The organism is Massilia eurypsychrophila, assembly GCF_002760655.1.
Lineage (GTDB): Bacteria > Pseudomonadota > Gammaproteobacteria > Burkholderiales > Burkholderiaceae_D > JAFCUW01.
Genome location: NZ_PDOC01000003.1, coordinates 286,314 through 307,555, shown reverse-complemented (window position 1 = coordinate 307,555; position 21,242 = coordinate 286,314). Strand labels below are relative to the sequence as shown.

At 62.1% G+C, this 21,242-nt stretch carries 19 protein-coding genes; 6 read left to right on the top strand and 13 right to left on the bottom strand.

Annotated elements, in window-relative coordinates:
- Positions 1 to 14: 14 nt before the first annotated feature.
- From CR105_RS07045 to CR105_RS07015, 7 genes are all read right to left on the bottom strand, one after another.
- A complete protein-coding gene (locus tag CR105_RS07045; RefSeq protein WP_099787720.1) occupies positions 15 to 2,144 on the bottom strand; it encodes a T6SS phospholipase effector Tle1-like catalytic domain-containing protein in 2,130 nt (709 codons plus the stop codon).
- Positions 2,141 to 2,899, bottom strand: a complete 759-nt coding sequence (locus CR105_RS07040; protein WP_099787719.1) for a DUF3304 domain-containing protein — start codon at positions 2,897 to 2,899, stop codon at positions 2,141 to 2,143. The genes CR105_RS07045 and CR105_RS07040 overlap by 4 nt, the downstream gene beginning before the upstream one ends.
- 11 nt (positions 2,900 to 2,910) lie before the next feature.
- On the bottom strand, positions 2,911 to 3,732 hold the full coding sequence (locus tag CR105_RS07035) for a DUF4123 domain-containing protein (RefSeq protein WP_180288117.1): 822 nt from the start codon (positions 3,730 to 3,732) through the stop codon (positions 2,911 to 2,913).
- A gap of 2 nt (positions 3,733 to 3,734) precedes the next feature.
- Positions 3,735 to 6,581, bottom strand: a complete 2,847-nt coding sequence (locus CR105_RS07030) for a type VI secretion system Vgr family protein (RefSeq protein WP_099787717.1) — start codon at positions 6,579 to 6,581, stop codon at positions 3,735 to 3,737.
- A 115-nt stretch (positions 6,582 to 6,696) separates the two neighbouring features.
- Entirely contained in the window at positions 6,697 to 7,491 is a 795-nt protein-coding gene (locus CR105_RS07025) for a sterol desaturase family protein (RefSeq protein ID WP_099787716.1), read from the bottom strand.
- On the bottom strand, positions 7,492 to 8,208 hold the full coding sequence (locus CR105_RS07020; RefSeq protein WP_099787715.1) for an SIMPL domain-containing protein: 717 nt from the start codon (positions 8,206 to 8,208) through the stop codon (positions 7,492 to 7,494).
- A 33-nt stretch (positions 8,209 to 8,241) separates the two neighbouring features.
- Positions 8,242 to 10,626, bottom strand: coding sequence for an ABC transporter permease (locus CR105_RS07015; RefSeq protein WP_099787714.1), 2,385 nt, complete (start codon positions 10,624 to 10,626; stop codon positions 8,242 to 8,244).
- A gap of 121 nt (positions 10,627 to 10,747) precedes the next feature.
- On the opposite strand from CR105_RS07015, the gene CR105_RS07010 reads away from it, so the two are divergent.
- Positions 10,748 to 11,131, top strand: a complete 384-nt coding sequence (locus tag CR105_RS07010) for a BlaI/MecI/CopY family transcriptional regulator (RefSeq protein WP_099787713.1) — start codon at positions 10,748 to 10,750, stop codon at positions 11,129 to 11,131.
- Between the two features lie 160 nt (positions 11,132 to 11,291).
- The gene (locus CR105_RS07005; RefSeq protein ID WP_229413697.1) at positions 11,292 to 12,392 is read left to right on the top strand and encodes a M56 family metallopeptidase; all 1,101 of its coding nucleotides are present in this window, start codon (positions 11,292 to 11,294) and stop codon (positions 12,390 to 12,392) included.
- Between the two features lie 57 nt (positions 12,393 to 12,449).
- Here the strand turns inward: CR105_RS07005 and CR105_RS07000 are convergent, their stop codons facing one another.
- Together CR105_RS07000 and CR105_RS06995 are read right to left on the bottom strand one after the other, a co-directional pair.
- The gene (locus CR105_RS07000) at positions 12,450 to 13,100 is read right to left on the bottom strand and encodes a CoA transferase subunit B (protein ID WP_099787712.1); all 651 of its coding nucleotides are present in this window, start codon (positions 13,098 to 13,100) and stop codon (positions 12,450 to 12,452) included.
- 21 nt (positions 13,101 to 13,121) lie between these two features.
- The gene (locus CR105_RS06995; protein ID WP_099787711.1) at positions 13,122 to 13,820 is read right to left on the bottom strand and encodes a CoA transferase subunit A; all 699 of its coding nucleotides are present in this window, start codon (positions 13,818 to 13,820) and stop codon (positions 13,122 to 13,124) included.
- Between the two features lie 141 nt (positions 13,821 to 13,961).
- On the opposite strand from CR105_RS06995, the gene CR105_RS06990 reads away from it, so the two are divergent.
- From CR105_RS06990 to msrA, 3 genes are all read left to right on the top strand, one after another.
- Entirely contained in the window at positions 13,962 to 14,522 is a 561-nt protein-coding gene (locus CR105_RS06990; RefSeq protein ID WP_099787925.1) for a LuxR C-terminal-related transcriptional regulator, read from the top strand.
- A gap of 273 nt (positions 14,523 to 14,795) precedes the next feature.
- The gene (gene msrB / locus CR105_RS06985; protein ID WP_099787710.1) at positions 14,796 to 15,278 is read left to right on the top strand and encodes a peptide-methionine (R)-S-oxide reductase MsrB; all 483 of its coding nucleotides are present in this window, start codon (positions 14,796 to 14,798) and stop codon (positions 15,276 to 15,278) included.
- A 41-nt stretch (positions 15,279 to 15,319) separates the two neighbouring features.
- Positions 15,320 to 15,877, top strand: a complete 558-nt coding sequence (msrA, locus tag CR105_RS06980; protein WP_218968670.1) for a peptide-methionine (S)-S-oxide reductase MsrA — start codon at positions 15,320 to 15,322, stop codon at positions 15,875 to 15,877.
- A gap of 28 nt (positions 15,878 to 15,905) precedes the next feature.
- Here msrA and ahr read toward each other — a convergent pair whose 3' ends face one another.
- The 4 genes from ahr to CR105_RS06960 form a co-directional block, all read right to left on the bottom strand.
- Positions 15,906 to 16,931, bottom strand: coding sequence for an NADPH-dependent aldehyde reductase Ahr (gene ahr / locus CR105_RS06975; RefSeq protein WP_099787708.1), 1,026 nt, complete (start codon positions 16,929 to 16,931; stop codon positions 15,906 to 15,908).
- A gap of 49 nt (positions 16,932 to 16,980) precedes the next feature.
- Positions 16,981 to 18,348 (bottom strand): NAD-dependent succinate-semialdehyde dehydrogenase, encoded by a 1,368-nt coding sequence (locus tag CR105_RS06970; protein WP_099787707.1) that lies wholly within the window; start codon positions 18,346 to 18,348, stop codon positions 16,981 to 16,983.
- A 135-nt stretch (positions 18,349 to 18,483) separates the two neighbouring features.
- Complete coding sequence (locus CR105_RS06965) at positions 18,484 to 19,221, bottom strand: anti-sigma factor family protein (protein WP_099787706.1); 738 nt, start codon at positions 19,219 to 19,221, stop codon at positions 18,484 to 18,486.
- Complete coding sequence (locus CR105_RS06960; protein ID WP_099787705.1) at positions 19,218 to 19,721, bottom strand: sigma-70 family RNA polymerase sigma factor; 504 nt, start codon at positions 19,719 to 19,721, stop codon at positions 19,218 to 19,220. Before CR105_RS06960 ends, CR105_RS06965 begins: the two co-directional genes overlap by 4 nt.
- Positions 19,722 to 19,814: 93 nt before the next feature.
- Between CR105_RS06960 and CR105_RS06955 the strand changes: the two genes are divergently transcribed.
- Positions 19,815 to 21,155, top strand: a complete 1,341-nt coding sequence (locus CR105_RS06955; RefSeq protein WP_099787704.1) for a S8 family serine peptidase — start codon at positions 19,815 to 19,817, stop codon at positions 21,153 to 21,155.
- Positions 21,156 to 21,242 lie beyond the last annotated feature (87 nt).

Here is a 21,242-nt window from a genome sequence, read left to right as displayed (position 1 = left end):
GCGTGCGACTGAAGTCAGGCAACTTGTTTGCGATGAGGTGCTTCTCCGGCCTGCGAGATGAGCACGCTGTCGCGCCCACCGTAGACTTTACGGAACCGCAGATAGCCAGCCCGACCGGCAATGCCGCCGATATCGAACGGTTCGCGCCCTTCTGTCAACATACGTGGAATTTTGGCCGAACGAGCATATTCATCGAGTGCCTGGATTTGCAGCTCAGAAAAACCAAGTGGCTGCGGCTGGTACTTTGGTGCGCCAGCCTCCTTCGATCGAATACCGAGTCGAACCAGCGCCTTATGATTTTCTCGATACATAGTTTCCAGATATAGGTTGCGTTCGCGGTTGGCTTGAAGCGTTGCCACCTGCTTTCTCAGCAAACTATGCATCGCTGCCTCATTGTCGGGGTTGCCCGGAATCAGCTTGAACCATGCGCGCGAATCATGGACGAACTCGTCGAAGAAGTTGAGCACAGCCGATGAAGGAGGCGGTGCTTTAGCCCACCATCTGGCGATCTCTTCCCACTCACTCTCGTGTTCGTTATTGAACCCAGCTGCTTGTTCCTTCGGCACGAAACCTTTGCCTTTGTGTGCTAGCCAAGTCTCAAATGCTGCGATCTCCTTTTCAAACTCTAGATTAGAGCTATGCAGGTCATTCTGATCGAATGTGCTGGCGCGAGCAAAACTTCGAGTCGATTCAATCGGCTGCTTGCCAGTCGCGCGACGAGCCATGCGCCACTGAATATGGAGCCGTGCTTGTTCGCGCATGATCGCTGTTAATGTGCCTGTCTTGGTTGGAGATTGTGCGAGGTAGGCGTTTAGCGCAGCAATTGCTGCTGGGGTGGTCTGAAATCGTTCCTTCGCCGCTTCACTTGCAAACTCGAGTTTCAACGGCACGCCGGCCGCCCGGGCTTCCTTGTACATGAACAGTAGCGGAATGCGAGCGAGCATATCGGAACCTGTTCGGTCAATGCCGCGACCTTGTTCACACGGGCTGTATCCGCAACCAAGGTCGGAGTGCACCCCAGGGAAAACAATTTCTTGAGAATTAGCCGGCGCGACGTTGCCAACACAGATCGAGTCTAGCGGAAAACTGCGCCGCACCTCGTGTGCTGCTACCAAATGAACACATCGAATACCCTCCGGAATGCGCAGGTTCCCTTCACTATCGGCCCAGGTTCCGTGACCGTCGAACATTCTTCCAAGCCAGCTATTTCCGAACGTGTTGCCGGCACCGACGGATGCAACAGTGTCGAACAATCCAAGGAAGTCAATCTCGAGCTTGAAGCCGCCCAGCGATACCGTATCACCCCGTCGAGCCATATTTGCGTCGAGTCTGCACAGTTCAGTCAACCAATTTGCGAAGGCACGAGCTTGTGTGGCCCCGCGCGAAAAGCCAAATATTGAAACGTGGATCGTCTGCACGATGCCTGGGTCTATCTTGCTCGGTCGGCCGGTCTTCTTGTCCGGCCAGTGCTGGGAAACCGCACCATGTAGACGGCGCAGTATTTTTTCAAACTCTTCGCGCGTCTTTCCGTCCTCTTTCTCGCGCGCATTGGGAAAAATAGATTTTTTCCCCAATGCACGACGCCGTCGGGCGGTCAAGTCCATCGACATGGTCAGCTTTTCCGTTTCTGCCGCCGAAACCAGCGGTGATTTGTGGAAATAGCGATGCACCTTATTAATGGCTTGGATGAGTGCCCATACTATCCGCGCCTCGCCACGGAATCCCATTGCCGCGCCCTGCTGCCCTTCGAAGCCTTCTCCACTGTCGTTAATTTCCTTAAACGGTGTCGACACGCCCGGAATGTACGTCTTAAAGAAATGAGTATAGTTCGAGGGTTTATACTTCCAGTCGGTGCTTGCCGGTAGCACGCCGGGGACGCTAAGGCCGGGGTAACAGTCGTACAAGCGCGCGACGTTCGAGTGGTTCAGCCCCTTCTCTGCCAGCACGTAATTATTTTTGGTGCCATCGAAAAAAAAGCCAAAAAATAGATTCGTTGAGCACGACTGGCCTGGCACGCCTAGCTTTGGTTGCTCTCGGTCTTCTAATCCGCGGATTTTACGTCCCTCTGAAGTCTCGAAGAAATCGTCAAAGACCTCTGCTTTGTTAAATGACGTGGGCACGATGGGGCACAGAACGGTACTCATGGCCGGCCCTTTTCGAGGCGTTCAAGCCGGTCACGACTGTTCTTCAATCCTTCCTCGAATTCTAGCCTGAGCTTCTCACGGTATCTGAAATCGGTTGGCCCCTGAAAACCTTCTATCGACTTCTTATCTGCGCGCATTGCATAGTTCCAATCGTCCGCGGCTCGGAGGTCGGGCGTCTTACTCAGTTCTTTCAACATCTGCGTAAATAGCTTAACTCCACCCTTTTCGTGGTGGATATAGAGGTCCCATCGCTGCCGTTGGTATGCTAGGGAAGGAACCGGCCACCCCTTCACCTTGCCGGGCCATTGCGCATGATCTGGCTGAAAGTCGCTCGACACCAAGTCAACTCCGCCGTTCGCAGTTCGAAGCACCCAAAGTTCGCCTGGTTTACCATTCGCATAGCGCGGGACTTCTACCAAATGCGTCGAGACTATCTGGTGCAAGCTGTCGTCGGCCAACTTGCCCTCCCAATGGGCGATCCGGACCGACACTTTGATCCCGGGCTGCCATTTGCGTGGCAACTCGTAGCAGCACATCGTCCCCCCAGCGGCGTACGAATCGATTAACTCGCCGCCGCCAGTGTTCTTGGGATCTTTTGGATCAGTGAGAACGTAACTAAACGGCTCCACTGTGTAGTTCACGCCATGGATGCTGACAGGCAGTGGTTTCGAGCATGCGGCAAGAAGCGGAGAAATGAATAGAATCGCGCAAATGGCGCCCCGCAACTTCAACCAGTTTAATGGATGGATATTCATTTAGGAGTTCCTTAGCTTGGCGGCAAATTTCCATTTTTTTCGAGCCAGGTCCTGAGACATTCGTCAGCCTCCGATATGTCATTCAGGAGAGCCCCACGCAGACACGACTCGCACCACTCGACTTTCAGCGCCATGTCGATATTTCGCCGGTTCGCCGCCCTCAGCGCGACTGCAAGTACAGCATAGATTTCCGAGTATTTCTGAGTCATCTTACGACTTCGGTCCCGAAGTGTCGAGATGACCTCGTCCACTTCGCTTTCGCTTACCAGACGAGCAAATTGCTGATCATCCAGACTTGGACGGTCTGCTATCGCGCTCAATGAGGCGGGGACATTAAGATCAGCCCACCGCCCACTGCGATCTATATATGACCAGCGCGTAGCCGGCCCGGCGAATTCTGATCGTTGCTTCATGGTCAGTGAGTCGAAGATGGCCGGCAGCCGGCGCGTATCAGGAAAGCGCAAGTTGAAGCGTTGGTCGCCGATGTCGACCACGCACCAGGCTGCAAGACGCGCGCTCAGATCGGCCTGGCTTTCCGCCGTCTCGATCGCGCTGATCATTGGCCAGCCGCTGCACCGCTCCAGCAGGCTTTGCAAACGTTTGTTTGACGCGTGATACGGCGCGATGAAGGGCGATACGTCCCGCGTCTTGTCCGTACACGACGGCAAGGCTTCGAACAGCAGTGTCGCAGTCTGGGCCGACGTCAATGCCGCAGAGAACTGACGGTGGATGCCAGGAATAAATACGCCATCGATCAACAGGTACTTGGTCGCGCCGTCAGCAGCAACGTTCAAATGGTCGAGCCAACGCTCGTCATACATATCGATCAGCATATTCATTCCACCATGGTGAAAGCGGGAGCGGCAGCCAGAGACTTCTTGAGGCACTCGACACAGATGCTTCGGGGCAGCGCAGGCATCGGAAAGCTCAACTTGTGCGGATCGTTAAACTTTTTCACCCCCGCGTGAACCATAATCTTGCCGGGGCATTGGACGGTAATGTTGCCGCCATCGATCGTGATGTTGGCGCCGCCGGCGATCGACAGGCTGATGCTTTTTGCGGCAGCCCAGTCGATGTGGGCATGGGCGCTGACGACGTTGATGTCGTCGCGCGCTTGCACCTTCAGTTCATCCGCCTGCGCCTGGTAGTCGATCGCCCCCTTGCCGGCGATGAGCTGTAGGCCGACGTTGCCTTCGCCGGCTGTTACGGCGCCGGCGAGCACGCCAATGGCCTGGCCGCTGTGGACGCGCATCTGGCCGCCGGCGGTGGACTGGCTGTCGGCGCCGCTCGCAATCGTCACTGTTTCGCCGGTGGATAGCTGGACATCCTGGCCGGCCACCACGCCGAGACCCGCTTTCGCGGCTATGCCAATCATCGGCGCACCGGTGTGGGGCACCTTGCCGGCGCCGCCGTCGATACTTTTCGACCCCGCGTCGGAGCGCGCCTCGTCAATGCTATTTTTGCTGAGCATTCCTGCTGATGCTGTCCACAACGCCTTCAGCGGCGCTGCTTCGTCGTCGATCGCGCTGGTTGCGGCCTTGGTCGCGCCGAGGTGGCCTGCGAAACCGACCGTCTCGTGCGTCTTGGCGGCCGCGCTAAAACTCTCGGCAAGCTTCATCGCCTGCTTCAGCAGCGCGTTGCCGGCTGCGTTCTCCCCGGCGGCTTCACGAACCGCAGCAGAATGGCTGATCTGGTAACTCGATATCAGCAAGCCGGCTCCAGCGCGTACGGCGCCGTAAGCATCGGTGCGCAACTCCGCGCCACTGCCGCGGAAGCTGCCGCGATAGTTGTCGGCGGTATGGATCAGGTGGCCGAGGTTGAGCTCGGTCGCGGCATGTGTGGTCTTGAGCTGCACGCGGCCTTGGCCGTCGGTGTCGTCGAACAGCAACTGGTTGTAGCCGCGCCCGCCGAACTCCTTGCTACGCACGCCCCACTGTGCCGAGTTGTTGCGGTGCCCCGCGCTGCCCGCCGATGCGCCGTGCCATACCGGGCTGTTGCCGCCTGCCAGGTTGACCTGCCCCGATGGCATGCGATCATGGGCGCGCTCGAAGGCGGCGCTGCTGCTTTCACGGTCCGATACGCCGCCAGGGGTGGGCATCACACCGCCCTCGCCTCGCCCGTTGTACAGCGCGCCAACGATCACGGGGCGGTCGATGTCGCCTTCGATGAACTTGACCAGCACTTCCTGGCCGATGCGCGGAAGAAATTGGCTGCCCATGCCGGCACCTGCGGAACGCTGGCCGACGCGCACCCAGCAGGCCGCATCGCTTTCCTGCCAGGGGAACCGGATGCGCACGCGGCCGAGCCGGTCGCAGTAGATTTCATCGGCGCCGTTCGGTTCGTCCGACCCATCTGGTCCCACAACGATTGCGGTCTGGCTGCCGTTTGCAGTCGGAGCAACCTTCAGCTCCATCTTCGGGCGCCATGGCCTTTCGAGGGGAATCGCCTCGAAGCAGTTGGCATAGCCGCTCTTCTGAGCCTGCTCTACTGCCCGGTAAAATTCGGCGAGGGGAATTCCCTTGGTGGACTCTTCAAGCAGCTCCGGCAGCGCCCCAAACAATTCGGTCAATCCATTTTTGGCAGTGACCGGCAGATTGTTCACACCAACGCTTGCTACCCGCGTCAGCACAAACTCAGGCGCGTCATAGCGATATTTTTTCATCGGGATGTCGGTGATGCAGATGCGCGTGCCGGGGCGCAAGGTGCGCACGGTCGACCTTCCCTGCCAAATGAAGCCACGCGCCTCATTCGCTTCCATCTTCAGGCCAGCATAGCGGCGAGCCTGGCGTGCGTCGGCGTAGGCGTACTGCCCGGGCGAATCGAAACTTTCGACGGCCTGAGCATTCTTTCCGCCGATAGGATACTTGGTCGGCACGCTGACCGACACGGTCTGTTTCGTCTTGTAGTCGTAGCTGAGCACCGTCACCACGGCAACGCCGAGTTTGCGAAACGCCTGCAGGTACTGAATGCTGTCGCTTTTTTCGACCGCGCTGGCGGCGTGGTAGCGGATGCCGCCGCCGGCTTGACTGCTGGCGTCGTCTGGCGCCGCACTCAGCTGGCTGCTGTCGGCAAACAGCACCATCCGGCTGCCGTCCTCGTGCTCTTCAAAACGCCAGCCAAGACCCTCTTCGGTCAGCAACCGGGTGACGAAGTCGAGGTCGGATTCGCGGTACTGGCAGCAATAGCTGCGGGCGACAGCGTCGCTCATGAACAGGTTGACATCGCCGCTCCACACCCACTGCGCATACGGCTGATACTGCTCGAACACCGAATCGATGATCTCGATAACGGTCTTGTCTTGCCAGGCGCGGCTGTTGCGCGCCTGGCTTAGCAACCAGATCCATGGCGACAAGCGCAGCCGGTAGCGCGCCAGGCCGCCGTCGCTGCCAAGCGACGCGATCTTGCTTACATAGCCACTACGACGAGCGCGGGTGCCGTCAGCCAAGCTGATCTCGAGGCACGCTTCCTGCCCCAGCAGCGAAGCATGCGCAATCTTTGACCGCGTCGACAGCGCAATAACGTCGATGCCGCCTACGCCCAGCAGCTGTTCGTCGGCGGCGAATGCTTCGACGAGCAGGCTGGCGCCGGCGCGCTGGTTCTTAAAGGTGAGTTCGTAAAGCCGTCTTTGGCTTGAAAATTCGGCGAGTGCCGACAAGACTTGCCGTGCGAGGGTATTGATCATAGCGGGCTGGCGCCTTGGCGAAGTAGAGACCGACGAGAAATGCTTGTCGGAAAATACTAATCCCGCGCCACTACCGCTGTTTGTTCCAGATCAAACCATCAATCCAATGGTAATTCTATTTAGACAGCGTCACCCGTTGGCGAAACTGTTGCGAATACTTCGGATCCACCGTCCCCATCAGCCGGTCCCAGAACAGGAAATACCAGCCGAAGTTATACCGTGCGCGGGCGTGGTGGTCGTTGTGCGCGACCGACGTGTTGATCCACCGCCCCAGCCAGTGATTGCCGGTGCCGGCAGGCAGCAGTTCATAGCCGAGGTGGGTATAGACCGCGTACGCCGTGTTGATCCAGCTGAAGATGAACAGCGCCAGGCCGGTGGTCGGCATCAGCACCAAAATCAGCACGCCCGCCAGGCTGTCGACGAAGGCTTCGAGCGGCGCGATCGAATACGTCGTCCACGGATTCGGATTGGTCGACCGGTGATGGGTGCGGTGGAACCAGCGAAACAGACGGCGGTGGTGCATCAGCCGGTGGGTCCAGTAAAAATAGGTGTCCTGGATCACGATCATCAGCACCACGCTGGCCGCCAGGTAGGCCCAGCCGCGCTCGTCGATATCGCGGTAAAACTGGGTGTAGCGGCCGAACCCGAACAGGAACAGCAGCGGCACCACGTTGGCGATGATGACGATGCTGCCGATGCTGGTGAGCATTTCGCGGCCGATCTGGCGGTGCGCGACCGGCGCTGCCTGCAAGCGGGCACGCCGTCCTGGCCATCGCCGCAGCAACAGCCAAATCGTAAAAAACACCGCCACCACGATCAGGTAATACCACGCCGTATGGCGCACGTTGAGCGCGGCGCGCCAGAGCACTTCGCGCACGTGGTACGGCAGAGCGTGCCAGTAATCGAGCATCTACTTGATCTTGAAAATGACGTCGACCGACTGCGACAGCTTGATGATGCTGATCATCAAGAGGCCGTCGCGGTCGTATTCGCTCTTGCCGACCGCGCGTGTGAACCGGCTCTGATCGCTCGCGGCCATGCCCATCGCCCGCGTCAGGTTCTTTAACTCGCCCGGCGAGACGCCGCCGACGGCGCCAAGCTTGCGACCGAATCCGGCCGCCACCGCCTCGGCCTTGCCGCGCGCCACCTTGATCGCCTCGCCGATCAGCTCTGCATCCACCTGCGCGCGCCGGCTCGTATCGAACCCGGTCATGAAGCCGTCCAGGTTGGCCATGTTCAGCAGACCCGACACCAGCGGCTTCCACTTCGACAAGTCGGCCACCTTGATGTGCACGCCGCACTTGATGTCGTACTGCGCGGCTCCGCCGACCGGTTCGCCCTTGCGCATTTCCTTGCGCACGTCGCGAATCTCGATATCGGCGGCCGGCAGGCCGAGTCCAGCGAGCAGCGCGCGTACTTCATTGATGCGCTCTTCGACCAGCTGGCGCGCCGCCTCCGGATTGGTGTGCCCGCCCCAGATCTCGAAGTCGATCTCGCCGACGTCCGGCGGCACGTAAGCCCAGCTGCTGCCGTTGGCATGAATGAAGGGATAGTCGGGTAATTGCCCCGCCGACGCGGCGAATGGAACGAGCACGAGCGTGGCGATGGCAATGATCTTTTGAAGCATGGGTTCTCCGTTGTGTGGTTGAGTGTCGTTCAATTATTCTCTGAGGGCAAGTGCCGGCGACATCCGCACCGCCACCAGCGTGTGGCGCGCGGTCGCCGCCAGCGCCACCGCGCCGACGCAGGCGAGCGCGCACAGCAGCGGCCAAGCGCCCATCGGCGCGCGCTCGCTGAAGATGGCCAGGTAGCGCTCGGTCGCCAGCCACGCCAGCGGCAAGCCGGCCACCGCGCCGGCGCCGACCAGCACACCGAACTCGCGCGCCATCAGGCGGCCGATGTCGCCGGCGGCGGCGCCGTGCAGCTTGCGCAGTACGATCTCGCGCGAACGGCGCTTGACGCTGTAGGCGGCCAGCACATAGATGCCGAACGACGCCAGCGCCGTAGCGACCAGGCTGGCGCTGGCGAGGATTTTCGCCAGCCGCGCATCCTCGCTATAGTTTTCCGCGAAGACAGCGCCCGCCGCGGCAATCTCCAGCAAATCGTTGGGGAAATGCCGCGCCCACAACGCCTCGATGCCGGCGCGCACCGCGGGAATGGCATCATTCGCGCGCACCGTCAGCACGTCTTGCTCGAGGTCGAGCCGGTATGCCATCGGCGCCGGCGCCTGGCGCAAGGTCTGGTAGCGCAGGTCGGGCGCGATGCCGACGATACGCCGCTCCAGGTCGTACATCTGCCCAACCGCAGACTGCGGCGTAGCGAACCCGAGCGCGATAGCGGCGCGCGCATTGAGCACCACCGACATGCTGCCCGCCCCGTCTGTTTTGGAATCGAACAGGCGGCCGGCCAGCGGCTTGACGCGGTAGACGTCGAAGAACTCGGGGCCGACCATCTTCACTTCGAGCGACAGCGGTTCGCGGCCGGGACGGTTCAACATCGCCATGATCTTGTTGCCGTCGCGACCAATCGCCTCCGACATCGCCGTGACGCCGTCCACGCCCGGCAAGCGCGACACTTCCGCGCGGAACGCCTGGCCTGATCCGGCGGCGCGCTTCTCCGGCAAGTTCAGCACCAGCAAGGGCGCGTGGTCAAAACCGGGATCGACGCCGCTGGCATGCCGCGTCTGCCAGCTGACCGCCAGGGTCATCGCGATCAGACCAATTGCCGCGGCAAACTGCAATACCGACAGCGTGCGCCGCACCGCCAGGCCGTGCGCCGTTTCGCCGTTGCCGCGGCCCTGCAGGCTCGACGCGACCGGCTGGCGCAGCGCCAGCCACGCCGGGTACAGCGCCGCTAGCAGCCCGACCGCCGCGCCAAGCAACAGCATGGCGGCGCAGCTTAGCGGGCTGAACATCCCGCTCAGCGTGCGGTTGACCAGGGTCGAAAACAGCGGCAGCGCCAGCCACGCCAGCAGCAGGCCGGCCAGCGCAGCGAGCATCGACACCACCAGCGCCTCGGCAACGAACTGCCACGCCAGCCGCGCACCGCTGACGCCGAGCACCTTGCGCATGCCGATTTCGCGCTGGCGGCCGAGCATGCGCACGCTTGCCAGGTTGACGTAGTTGGCGCCGGCCAGCGTCAGGATCAGTACCGCCAGCGCGGCCAGTCCAGCCAGCGCGGTGCGGCTGCCGTAGCGCGCGCCACTGCGCCCGGCCAGCAGGTCGTCGTCGAAATAGATGTCGGACAGGCGGGTGATGCCGATATCGGTAACCGGTCGTCCATTCGCGGTCTTGCGCCAGGCCGCCGGCAACTTGGCGTCGCGCTCGCGCGTGACCGCTTGCTGCAGCAGGTCGGCCAGACCCGCCGCGTTCACCTGCGGCGGCGCCTTCACATACACGCTGGCGCGTCGCGACCATTCGGCGCCGGGGCGCGCGCTCGGCTTGTCCCAGCTGTGCGCACCAACGCCAAGCATCGCATCGAAGCTGACGCTGGTATTGGCCGGCATGTCGGCCAGGATGGCGTGGACTTCGTAGGTGGCGCCGTCGATCTGCAGCCGCTTGCCGATCGCATCGGCCTGGCCGAACAGCGTGACCGCCATCTCCCAGCTGAGCACCAGCGCGTCGGGCCGCGCCAGCGCCGCGCGCGCATCGCCGGCAATGGCGTTGATGCCAAAGAAGTCGAGAAAGTTGGCGTCCGCCACCTGCACCGTCAGCGGCAGCATGCGGTTGTCGATGCGCGCGGCCAGCTCGAACGATTTGGCCGACGTGGCAGTCACGCCGGGCCCGCTGGCAGTGGCGACATCGCGCAGCGGCGGCGGCGCCGCGGCGACCCAGTCGGGACGCGGCAAGAAATTGCGCCGTTCCTTCACCAGGAAAATCTGCTCGCTGTCGGCAATCGCCTCGTTGTAAGTGAAGCAGTAGCGCACAAAACCGAGCAGCAGGAAGCAGACGGCCAAGGCCACCGCCAGGCCGCCCACCACTGCCATCGAATACCCGGGCTCCTTGAGCAGCAGGCGCCAGCCAATACGAAAATCACGCAAGGTCATCCGAGGCTCCGATCAATGTAGACAATGTTGTCTATGCTATGGCCATTTGCGGAAAGTGACAAGTTATTTGAACATAAAGATTTTGTTAGACAGTGTGGTCTAGATGAGCTAACCTCGTGGTATGACCTCGCCCTCTAAAATTCCAAAGCCCACGGCCGCCGAACTCGATCTGCTGCAAACGCTGTGGCCGCTCGGCGCCGCCACCGCCAAGCAAGTACACCAGGAAATCACCAGGGAACGGCCCGACGTGACCTACTCCACGGTGCTGCGCCTGATGCAGATCATGCACACCAAGGGCCTGCTGATCCGTGACGAGAGCGAGCGTTCCCACGTGTACGCGCCGGCCCAGGCGCAGGATTCCCTGCAGACCAACTTGCTCAAGGACCTGATCCAGAAGGCATTTTCAGGCTCGGCCAAGGCGCTGGTGCTGGCGGCGCTGCGCAGCGGCATCAGCAAGAAAGAGCGCAAAGAAATCGAAGACCTGCTGAAAGAGGACAAACAATGAGCATCGCTGCCGCAACCCTCGTCAGCAGCGTTGGCGTCACGCTGCTGCACTTCGTCTGGCAAGGCGCGCTGATCGGCTGTGCTACCGCGCTTGCCCTAATCGCGATGCGCAACGCCCGGCCGCAGCAGCGCTACGCGGTCGCTTGTGCCGGCCTGGCGCTGTGCTGGCGTGGCCGGCGCTGGCACTGGCGCTGCGCCTGTCCAGCGGTGGCGGCGCTGACGCCGGCATCATGCTGTCCAGCCAGATGCGCGCCGGTCTGCCGGTGCCGGACGCCGGCTTGCTCGGCTGGTTGGATGGCCAACTTCCCTTGCTCGTCATGTGCTGGGCGGCATGCAGCGCGGCGCTGACCTTGCGCATGGGCCTGGGCCTGCTGTGGATCGGCCGGATCGCCAACAGCCGCACCTGCGATCCGCAATGGCAGGCGCGGCTCTCAAGCATGGCGCAGCGCTTCGGCATCACGCGCGAGGTGCGTCTGCGCGTGGTGGACAATCTGGCCAGCCCGATCACTGCCGGCTGGTGGCGTCCGGTGGTGCTGGTGCCGGCGTCGTTAATGTCCGGCATGCCGCCCGACCTGCTCGAAGCGCTGCTCGCGCACGAGATGGGTCACGTCAAGCGTTTCGATTACCTCGTCAACCTCGGCCAGAACGTGGTCGAGACGCTGCTGTTCTACCATCCTGCGGTGTGGTGGATTTCCGGCCGCATCCGCGCCGAACGCGAGCAGATCGCCGACGACCTCGCCGCCGGCGACCTGGGCGAACCGCGCCGCCTGGCGCTCGCCCTGTCCGAACTGGAGCGGATCCAGTTTTCGCGCCACCACCTGGCGCAAGCGGCCAACGGAGGAGATTTGATGTTGCGCGTTAAACGATTGGTCCGTCCCGATTCACAGGCATTGAACTGGAAAGCGGCGATCCCGGTGCTGGGATTGGCGGCGGCCTGCATCGCGGGCTGCGCGCAGTTACCGGCTGCTGAAAAAGCGCCGGCTCCCGTGATCGCGCCGGTGGCGGACTTCCGCACCTGCGCCAAGCCAGTTTGGCCCAAGCAATCGTTGCGCAACGAGAACACGGGGACGGTCACGCTCGGTTTCAAAATCAGCGCCGATGGCCGGGTGGAAGATTCGAAGGTGAAAAACTCGAGCGGCTTCGTGGCGCTCGACGAAGCTGCGCGTGAAGGCATCACGAAATGCATGTTCCGGCCGGCCACCCAGGCCGGCACGCCGGTGGCGGCATGGATGCAGATGCAATACGTCTGGACGCTGGAGTAACCGTAAACGACACTGGCGGGCATTGCGCCCGCCAGCAGCACTACAAATTACACCACATCAGACTGCCGAAACGTCGATCTCCGCTTCGGTGGCTGCAACGACCTGGTCCTTGGTCACTCCCGGCGCCAGTTCGACCAGCTTCAGGCCCTGATCGGTCACTTCGATCACGCCCATGTCGGTGATGATCATGTCTACCACGCGCACGCCCGTCAGCGGCAAGTTGCACTGCTTGAGGATCTTGTGCGAGGTGCTGCCGTCCTTGGCGGTGGCAACGTGCTCCATGACCACGATGACGCGCTTGACGCCGGCCACCAGGTCCATCGCGCCGCCCATGCCCTTGACCATTTTGCCCGGAATCATCCAGTTGGCCAGGTCGCCATGCTGCGACACTTGCATCGCGCCGAGGATCGCCAGGTTGATCTTGCCGCCGCGGATCATGCCGAACGAATCGGCCGAGCTGAAGTAGGCCGAGCCGGGCAATTCGCTGACGGTCTGCTTGCCGGCGTTGATGATGTCGGCGTCGACTTCCGCCTCGGTCGGGAACGGGCCGATGCCCAGCAAGCCGTTTTCCGACTGCAGGAACACTTCGATATCGTTCGGTACGTAGTTCGCCACCAGGGTCGGCAGGCCGATTCCCAGGTTGACGTAAAAACCGTCTTTCAATTCCTTGGCTGCGCGGGCAGCCATTTCATCACGAGTCCATGCCATGTTGATCTCCGAATTCTGTTCTTAGTTGGAACGCACGGTGCGCTGTTCGATGCGCTTTTCCGGCGTTTCATTGACGACGATGCGATGCACGAAGATGCTCGGCAGGTGCACGTGATCGGGATCGATCTCGCCGACTTCGACCAGTTTCTCGACTTCGACGACGGTGATCTTGCCGGCCATCGCCACGTTCGGATTGAAGTTGCGCGCCGTTTTGCGAAACACCAGGTTGCCGGCGCGGTCGGCCATGTAGGCCTTTACCAGCGACACGTCGGCCACCAGGCTGCGCTCGAGCACATATTGCTCGCCGTCGAATTCGGCATGCGGCTTGCCTTCGGCGACGATGGTGCCGACGCCGGTCTTGGTGTAGAACGCCGGGATGCCGGCGCCGCCGGCGCGCAGCTTCTCGGCCAGCGTGCCTTGCGGAGTGAATTCGATTTCCAGTTCGCCGGCCAGGTACTGGCGCGCGAACTCCTTGTTTTCGCCGACATACGACGAGATCATCTTCTTGATCTGGCGCGTGGCGAGCAGCTGGCCAAGGCCAAAGTCGTCCACGCCCGCGTTGTTCGAAATGGCGGTCAGGTCGGTCACGCCGGAATCGCGCAGGGCCAGGATCAGCGCCTCCGGAATGCCGCACAGGCCGAAGCCGCCGACGGCGATCGTCTGGCCGTCTTGCACGATACCGGCCAATGCCGATGCCGCATCAGGATAAACTTTATTCATACCCGTCCCTTTTATAGTTAAGCTGAAAACGCTCTTTCTGTACTTCAGAGTAGATTCTCAGCATAAAATACGCCAGCCAAAAGCACAATACCGTAGAACTACCTGTCATTCATACAACTGGGATCGACCGATTTGCACCAAATCAAAGCATCATACGCGCTAGATTACGAGACAATATTCCAGTACGCGCCGGTCGGCATGTGCATCTCGGTCAACCGGGTGATCCAGTCTGCCAACGAAGCGCTGGCGTCGATGTTCGGCTACGCCACCGCCGCGCTGGAAGGCCAGTCGTTCCAGGTGCTCTACCCGACCATGGCGGAGTTCCTGCGCACGGGCGACCGCATTATCCCGATCATGAATGTCAAGGGCCGCTACTCGGACGAGCGCATCATGCGGCGGGCCAACGGCGAGCTGTTCTGGTGCCACGTCAGCGGCCGCGCGCTCGATCCGCAGGAAGCGCTCGGCGCCGGCGTGTGGACGTTTGAAGATGTCAGTGAGAAACGCCCGGTGACGGCCGAGCTGACCCCGCGCGAGCGCGAGATCGCCGCCCTGCTGGTCGAAGGCAAGACAAGCAAGGTGATCGCGCGCGAAACCGACCTCAGCCCGCGCACGGTGGAGATGCACCGCGCCAAGCTGATGCGCAAGTTTGCGGCGTCGACGTCCTCGGAGCTGGTACACAAGCTGGTCGGCGTGTCGCGCTAGCCGGCGCCACTGGAACACCTGGCCTCTGTCGCCTGCTAGCCGGCAAGCGTTCACAACGGCACTGCCGATACCCATCGCGCGGACGTGGAATGCGCTTTCGTCAACCCGGCGACCGGCCGCTTGAAGAAGTAGTAAGCTACATGTTGAATTTACGCAATCTCGTCAACCATTGTCGGGTGATCCGTTTGCCTGCACGACGAGATAGAAGGCAGATCCGACTGCTTGCCTGTGCAAGTGCCGGCAACCTGTTTTTCCTATACGGAGGTCAGCAATATGCGGCGTCGTCATTTTCTCATCGGTGGTTCTGGCTTGTTCGCAAGTGCCTTGCTGCCTGTTCTTTCTACGGCGAGCGAGAACGCAAAGGCGAAGTGGAAGGCGCTTCTACCGGCTGCCAGCTATCGGATCCTGTTCGAGGAGGATACCGAGCCGCCTGGCTCCAGCCCCCTGAACGCGGAAAAGCGCGCGGGCACCTATGTTTGCGCCGCCTGTTACCAGCCGCTTTTTGACAGCAGCGCCAAGTTCGAAAGCGGGACCGGCTGGCCGAGCTTCTACGCTCACCTGCCCGAGGCGATCGCTACCAAGACCGACTACAAGCAGGTCTGGCCGCGCAAGGAATACCACTGTACCCGTTGTCACGGCCACCAGGGCCATGTGTTCGACGATGGGCCGAAACCGACCGGGCTGCGCTACTGTAATAACGGGGTAGCCTTGCGTTTCGTAGCGAAGAGTGAAAAATTACCGGAGTTGAGGGCATGAAGATCACGACAACACTATGCGCATGGCTTGCTGGAGTTGCCATGTTCGGCGTCGGCGCGGCGGCGCACGCGCAAGCAAGCACGCCGTCGGCAACCGCCATTTTTGCCAGCGGCTGTTTCTGGTGTACCGAAAGCGATTTCGAAAAACTGCAAGGCGTCGTCAAGGTCGAATCTGGCTACACCTCCGGGCGCGTGCAAAATCCCACGTACGAACAAGTCAGCGCCGGCGCGACTGGTCACACCGAGGCGGTACGGGTGGTGTACGACCCGTCCAAGGTCAGCTATCAGCAACTGCTGGCCCATTTCTGGCGCAACGTCGATCCGACCGTCAAGGATCGCCAATTTTGCGATGTCGGCAGTCAGTACCGCAGCGGTATCTATTACCTCAACGAAGAGCAGCGCCAGGCCGCGCAGGCCAGCCTGGAAACGCTGCAAAAATCCAGGCGCTTTGAACGAATTTACACAGAGATCGTCCCTGCGAGCACTTTCTACCTGGCCGAGACGTACCATCAGGATTACGCCAAGAAGAACCCGATCCGTTACACCTATTACCGCACCAGCTGCGGCCGCGACGCCAGGCTGAAGCAATTGTGGGACTAGGCCGAGCCACTGCTCGGGCCGCCGCTGCTCAGTGCTTGAAATCGGCTGCGAGCACGATCCGGTAATTTGCCTTGCCCGCGCGAAGGTGGTCCATGGCGTCGTTGACCCGGCTCATTGGGAAATGCTCGACCTTCGGTGCGACCTGATGGTGACAAGCAAAACGCAACATGCTGTCGATCTGCGCGCGGCTGCCGGTAGGCGAGGCGGAAACGGCTTTCTGGCCCATCATCAAGTGCATCACCTGCACCGGCACCGGCTCGAGGACGGCGCCGAGGAAATGCAGGCGGCCTTGCGGCGCCAGCAGCCCGATCAGCGCATCCCAGTCGAGCTTGGCATTGGCGGTGATAAAGATGAAGTCGAAGCTGCCCGCCAGGCGCTCGTAGTCGTCGGTCGCGACGCTGGACGCCGTATGGTGGGCGCCGAATGACTTCGCCTCTTCCATCTTGCCTGGCGAAGAAGTAAACGCCGTCACGTCGCAGCCCCACGCGTTGGCAAACATCAGCGCCATGTGGCCGAGACCGCCAATCCCAAACACCCCCACGCGCGCCGTCGGCGCCACGTGCAGCTGTAGTAGCGGCGCAAACACGGTAATGCCGCCGCACAGCAGCGGGCCGGCATTTTCCGCTGCCAGCGAGTCGGGCATCGGCACACTCCAGATCCAGTGCGCACGCAGCCGCTCGGCAAAAGCGCCGTGGTGGCCGACGATGGTCGGCTCGATGCGCTCGCACAGCTGCACATCGCCACGGATGCACGCAGGGCAGTACAGGCAACTGCGCACGTTCCAGCCCACCCCGACCCGCTGGCCGAGGCGCAGCCCCTTGGTCTTCGCCACGTCGCCCAGTGCGACGACGCGGCCGATGGCCTCGTGGCCGGGCACGAAGGGATACGCCGTGATGCCCCATTCGTTGTCGAGCATCGACAGGTCCGAATGGCAGACCCCGCAATACTCGACTTCGATCTCGACATCTTCCGCTGCGAGCGGTCCGGGATCGTATTCAAAAGCTTCCAGCGCGGCGCCCTGCTCCTGGGCTGCCCATGCACGTATCTTGGTCACGTTGTTCTTCCTGATGAATTAATAACGATCGCGTATGGTGACGACACAGTCAGGCCACGCGAATAAGTTTCTTGTTGACGAATTCGTCGATGCCGGCAGACGACAGCTCGCGGCCGTAGCCCGAATTCTTCACGCCGCCAAAGGGCAGTTCCGGTTTCGACACCGCGGCGCTGTTAATGAATACCATTCCGGTATCGATACGCCGCGCCAACCGCCTGCCGCGTTCGATGTCCTGGGTCATGATCGAGCCGCCCAGGCCGAACGGCGAATCGTTGGCCAGCGCCACCGCCGCGTCTTCGTCCGGCACGCGGAAGAACATCGCCACCGGCCCGAAGAACTCTTCCCTGAAGGTGGGATTGTCAGCGGCGACGTCGGTCAGGATGGTCGGCTGCATGAATGCCCCATCGCCTGGAATGCGACTGCCGCCCATCAGCACGCTGGCGCCGCCGGCGACTGCTCGGTCGACCTGGTCGACCAGGTCGTCGAGCGCCTGCCGGGTCGACAACGGCGCAAGCGTGGTCTTTTCGTCGAGCGGGTCGCCGGGTGAAAACTTGCCCATTGCCTGTTGGAATTTTTCGAGGAATCGATCGGCCACCGATTCGAGCACGATAAAGCGCTTCGACGCGGTGCACGCTTGGCCGCTATTGCCCATGCGCCCCGCTACGGCGCACTTGACCGCCTTGTCGAGGTCAGCGTCTTCGAGCACGATAAAGGCGTCGCTGCCGCCGAGTTCCAGCGTCGACTTCTTGAGGTTCTTGCCTGCCTGCGCCGCCACCACCGCTCCGGCGCCTTCGCTGCCGGTGAGCGCCACGCCGCGGATGCGCGGATCGTCGATCAGTTGGCTGATTTGATCTTTGGAAATGAACAAGTTGCTGTAGGCCCCGGCTGGCGCGCCGGCGTCGAGCATGCATTTTTCGAACGCAAGAGCACATTGCGGCACGTTGGAGGCATGCTTGACCATCACCACGTTGCCGGCCATAAGGTTAGGTGCGGCGAAGCGGGCGATTTGATAGTAGGGATAGTTCCATGGCTCGATACCGAGCAGCACGCCGAGCGGACTGCTCTCGACCATGGTGCGGTTACCGGTGGCGTCGAGCTGTTCGGGCGCGAGGAACTGTTCGGCGTTGTCGGCATAATAATCCAGGATGGCCGCGCTGAGCGCCACTTCGCCGGCCGCCTGCGCGATCAACTTGCCCATCTCGAGGGTGATCAGTTTGGCCAGCTCGTCGGCACGCTCGCGCATCAATGCCGCGGCACGCTTGACGACGATGGCCCGCTCGGCGTAGCTGCGCTGGCGCCAGTCGTGGTCAAAACAGCGCTGCGCTGCCTGTAGTTTGTTGTCCAATTCATCCCGGCCGTGTTCGTCGAAGCTAGCCAGGGTCTTGCCGTTAAATGGGTTGATGCTCTGATATGCCATGGGCCTGTCCTCGAGGTCGCATCAAACGCTTGCGCCGGCCGTTGCCGCACTATCGCGTTTGATGTCCGTCATGACATTTCACCATGCATCAGGTTTCGCTGTCGCACGCTCCAGCGCATGCAAGACACGCAATCGCTAGCGTTGCCAGCCCTTGCGCCGCGCCTGCTGTTCGGCCTCGCCATCGAGCGTCTGGCCAGCGAGGCGGGCGTCGATCGCATCGCTGACAGCGGCCGGCATGGCACTGCCGGCCTGTTGATATGCGCCACTGGCCGTCTTGTCAACTTGCGCCGTCACGGGCAACTGCCAGCGCTCGCCCTGGCGGCAGGCCAGTCCGGCGCCCTGGCCCATGATGAAACTGCGGCAGTATTGACCGTCGCTGCCGACAAAGCTCACACCGATCCGGATTCCCTGTGCCGATGGCCCGGCGCCGGCGAGCTGCTCCGATAACGCGGTGGCCAGCGGTCCTTGCGCGACCAGCGCGCCGTCCGCACCGGCGACCGATGCCAGCGCCGCATCAGCGCTCAAGGTGCGGTGGCCAATGCCGCCTGCCAGTACGCCGACGAGCAGCGTCGCGGCCAGCGCCCCCCATTCTGGCCACTCCCAACGCCGGCGCGTTTGTCTTTCCAGTCTGGCTACGCGCGCCGCCTGCAGATCGACGACCCCGGCCGCGGCAGCGCTCAGCCGTGCCGGCACCGGCTCCGCGGCGATCGGTGCGAAGGCGGCGAACACGTCCGAGCGCAAGGCCTGATGAGCGCGTACACGGGCGGCAAGTTCCCTATCGTTCTCGATGGCGCTTGCAACCGCGGCGCGGGTCGTGTCATCGAGCTCGCCGTCGGCATAGGCCATCAGGGTTTCGTCGGAAAAACTGCTCATGCTGTCCTCGCTTGATCGGATAGAGACGCTTGCAGGGCCGAACGCGCACGCGCCAGGCGGCTCATCAAAGTGCCCACGGGTAATTCCAACACATCTGCTGCCTCCTGATACGCCATGCCATCGACCAGCACCAGGCCGACCACCATCCGGTGGTCTTCCGACAGCAGGCTGATCGCCTTTTGTATTGCCAGACGCTGCTGGTGGGCTTCGGCAAAGCCGTCGCCGACGTGCTCGCCCGCCTCTTCCGGGGCAAAAATATTGTCGCGCCGGATGCGTGAACGCACCTCATCGATCCAGGCATTCTTCATGATGCGGAACATCCAGCTGTCAAGGCGGGTGCCCGGCTCCCATTGCGCACTGCGGTTCAGTGCCCGCTCTACGGCGACCTGTACCAGGTCGTCGGCGTCTTCACCGTTATATACAATACTGCGGGCGAAACGGCGCAGCCTCGGCAGCAGCGCAGCAATTTCGCCATGAAGCGGCTTAGCGGCATATGTCATCGTTGAATGTTAAACGTTTCGCTGCGGGACTTTAATCCCTGCTCCACACGTTTACCCTTTAGAAATTTCAAGTCATTATAATATCAAGCCATCATGAAGCCTGAACCATTCGCCCTCCTCCCCCGCCTGCTGCGCCGCACGCTGCTGCTGGGCGCCGTGCTCGGCGCCGTTCCGGCGCAGGCCCAGCTACGCGTGCCGTCGCTCAATATCCCTTTGCCGCAGTCGCTAGGCGCGATCGATACCGAGACCCTGCGCGGCAGTGGCACGCGCCTGCTGGCCACCGCCGATGTGCGTGCGCTTGGCGAGCTGCGCCTGTTGCAGGTAGGCGATCTGCTGCGCCGGCACCGCGATGTGCTGGAGCCGGATCCTCGTGGCGAACCGATCGTGCGCAGCCAGATCCTGGCATGGTCGCCTAGTGCCGCCAGCCTGCGGGCCGCCGAGGCGGCCGGACTGATGGTGATCAAGGTGAGCACCCTCGACGGCCTCGACGAGACCATCGTCGTGCTGGGGGTGCCGACCGGCACGAGTACCTCCGCCATGCTGGAAAAATTGCGTGCCCTCGATCCAGGCGGCCAGTACGACTTTAACCACGTCTACACCGCCAGCGCCGCTTGGCCCATGGAACCGGCAGCGCCGGCCGAATCATCGGCGCCTCCCGCCCGGGCCGCACGCGGCGCGGTGAGGGTCGGCCTACTCGATGGCGGGGTGGCCGACCACCATCCGGTGTTTCGTGAAGCGGCGCTCACGCGCTGGGGCTGCGATGGCAAGCTGATCCCTGACGCGCATGGCACTGCCGTGGCGGCGCTGATGGTGGGCCGCTCGTCGCGCTTTCGCGGCGTCGCACCTGGCGCTGAACTATATACTGCCGATGTGTATTGCGGCTCGCCGGCCGGGGGCTCAGCCGAGCGCATCGCCGCCGCACTTGGCTGGCTGGCCAAGCAGCAAGTAGCGGTGATCAATGTCAGCCTGGTCGGCCCTCCCAACCAAACGCTCGAGCGTGCCGTTGGCGCGATGGTGAGACGGGGCCACTTGCTGGTCGCCGCGGTCGGCAATGACGGGCCGGCCGCCGCACCGCTGTACCCGGCGAGCTATCCGGGCGTGGTCGGTGTGAGCGGCGTCGACCGCGACGGGCGCCCGTTGCCGGAAGCGGCGCGCGGGCCGCAAGTAATGTTTGCCGCACCCGGCAACCAGATGGTCAGTGCCGCCCTCGGCAGCCCCCCTTACCGCGTGGTGCGCGGCACCTCGTTCGCCTCGCCTATCGTCGCGGCGATGCTGGCCGGCCAACTGGGCATGCCAGAGCCTCTGGCAGCCCGCCAGGCAATCAGCACGCTGACCCGGCAGGCCACCGGCGCGCCGGCAAATGGCGTCAGCAACATGATTGGCTATGGCGTCATCGGCGTCGCGTTCCGTGTCGATCCGAGCAGTTTTCGTTGATTTGAAAGAATATTTTGCGATCTTGGGATTAAACCGTCGTACCCGGACGTTTTCCTTGTAACAACTGCGGATTGTCCGCAGTGCCAA

Bases quoted from the DNA above. Each gene is read 5' to 3' on its own strand.
- CR105_RS07045 (WP_099787720.1), bottom strand. From the start codon at position 2,144: ATGAGTACCGTTCTGTGCCCCATCGTGCCCACGTCATTTAACAAAGCA.
- CR105_RS07040 (WP_099787719.1), bottom strand. From the start codon at position 2,899: ATGAATATCCATCCATTAAACTGGTTGAAGTTGCGGGGCGCCATTTGC.
- CR105_RS07035 (WP_180288117.1), bottom strand. From the start codon at position 3,732: ATGCTGATCGATATGTATGACGAGCGTTGGCTCGACCATTTGAACGTT.
- CR105_RS07030 (WP_099787717.1), bottom strand. From the start codon at position 6,581: ATGATCAATACCCTCGCACGGCAAGTCTTGTCGGCACTCGCCGAATTT.
- CR105_RS07025 (WP_099787716.1), bottom strand. From the start codon at position 7,491: ATGCTCGATTACTGGCACGCTCTGCCGTACCACGTGCGCGAAGTGCTC.
- CR105_RS07020 (WP_099787715.1), bottom strand. From the start codon at position 8,208: ATGCTTCAAAAGATCATTGCCATCGCCACGCTCGTGCTCGTTCCATTC.
- CR105_RS07015 (WP_099787714.1), bottom strand. From the start codon at position 10,626: ATGACCTTGCGTGATTTTCGTATTGGCTGGCGCCTGCTGCTCAAGGAG.
- CR105_RS07010 (WP_099787713.1), top strand. From the start codon at position 10,748: ATGACCTCGCCCTCTAAAATTCCAAAGCCCACGGCCGCCGAACTCGAT.
- CR105_RS07000 (WP_099787712.1), bottom strand. From the start codon at position 13,100: ATGGCATGGACTCGTGATGAAATGGCTGCCCGCGCAGCCAAGGAATTG.
- CR105_RS06995 (WP_099787711.1), bottom strand. From the start codon at position 13,820: ATGAATAAAGTTTATCCTGATGCGGCATCGGCATTGGCCGGTATCGTG.
- msrB (WP_099787710.1), top strand. From the start codon at position 14,796: ATGCGGCGTCGTCATTTTCTCATCGGTGGTTCTGGCTTGTTCGCAAGT.
- msrA (WP_218968670.1), top strand. From the start codon at position 15,320: ATGTTCGGCGTCGGCGCGGCGGCGCACGCGCAAGCAAGCACGCCGTCG.
- CR105_RS06970 (WP_099787707.1), bottom strand. From the start codon at position 18,348: ATGGCATATCAGAGCATCAACCCATTTAACGGCAAGACCCTGGCTAGC.
- CR105_RS06965 (WP_099787706.1), bottom strand. From the start codon at position 19,221: ATGAGCAGTTTTTCCGACGAAACCCTGATGGCCTATGCCGACGGCGAG.
- CR105_RS06960 (WP_099787705.1), bottom strand. From the start codon at position 19,721: ATGACATATGCCGCTAAGCCGCTTCATGGCGAAATTGCTGCGCTGCTG.
- CR105_RS06955 (WP_099787704.1), top strand. From the start codon at position 19,815: ATGAAGCCTGAACCATTCGCCCTCCTCCCCCGCCTGCTGCGCCGCACG.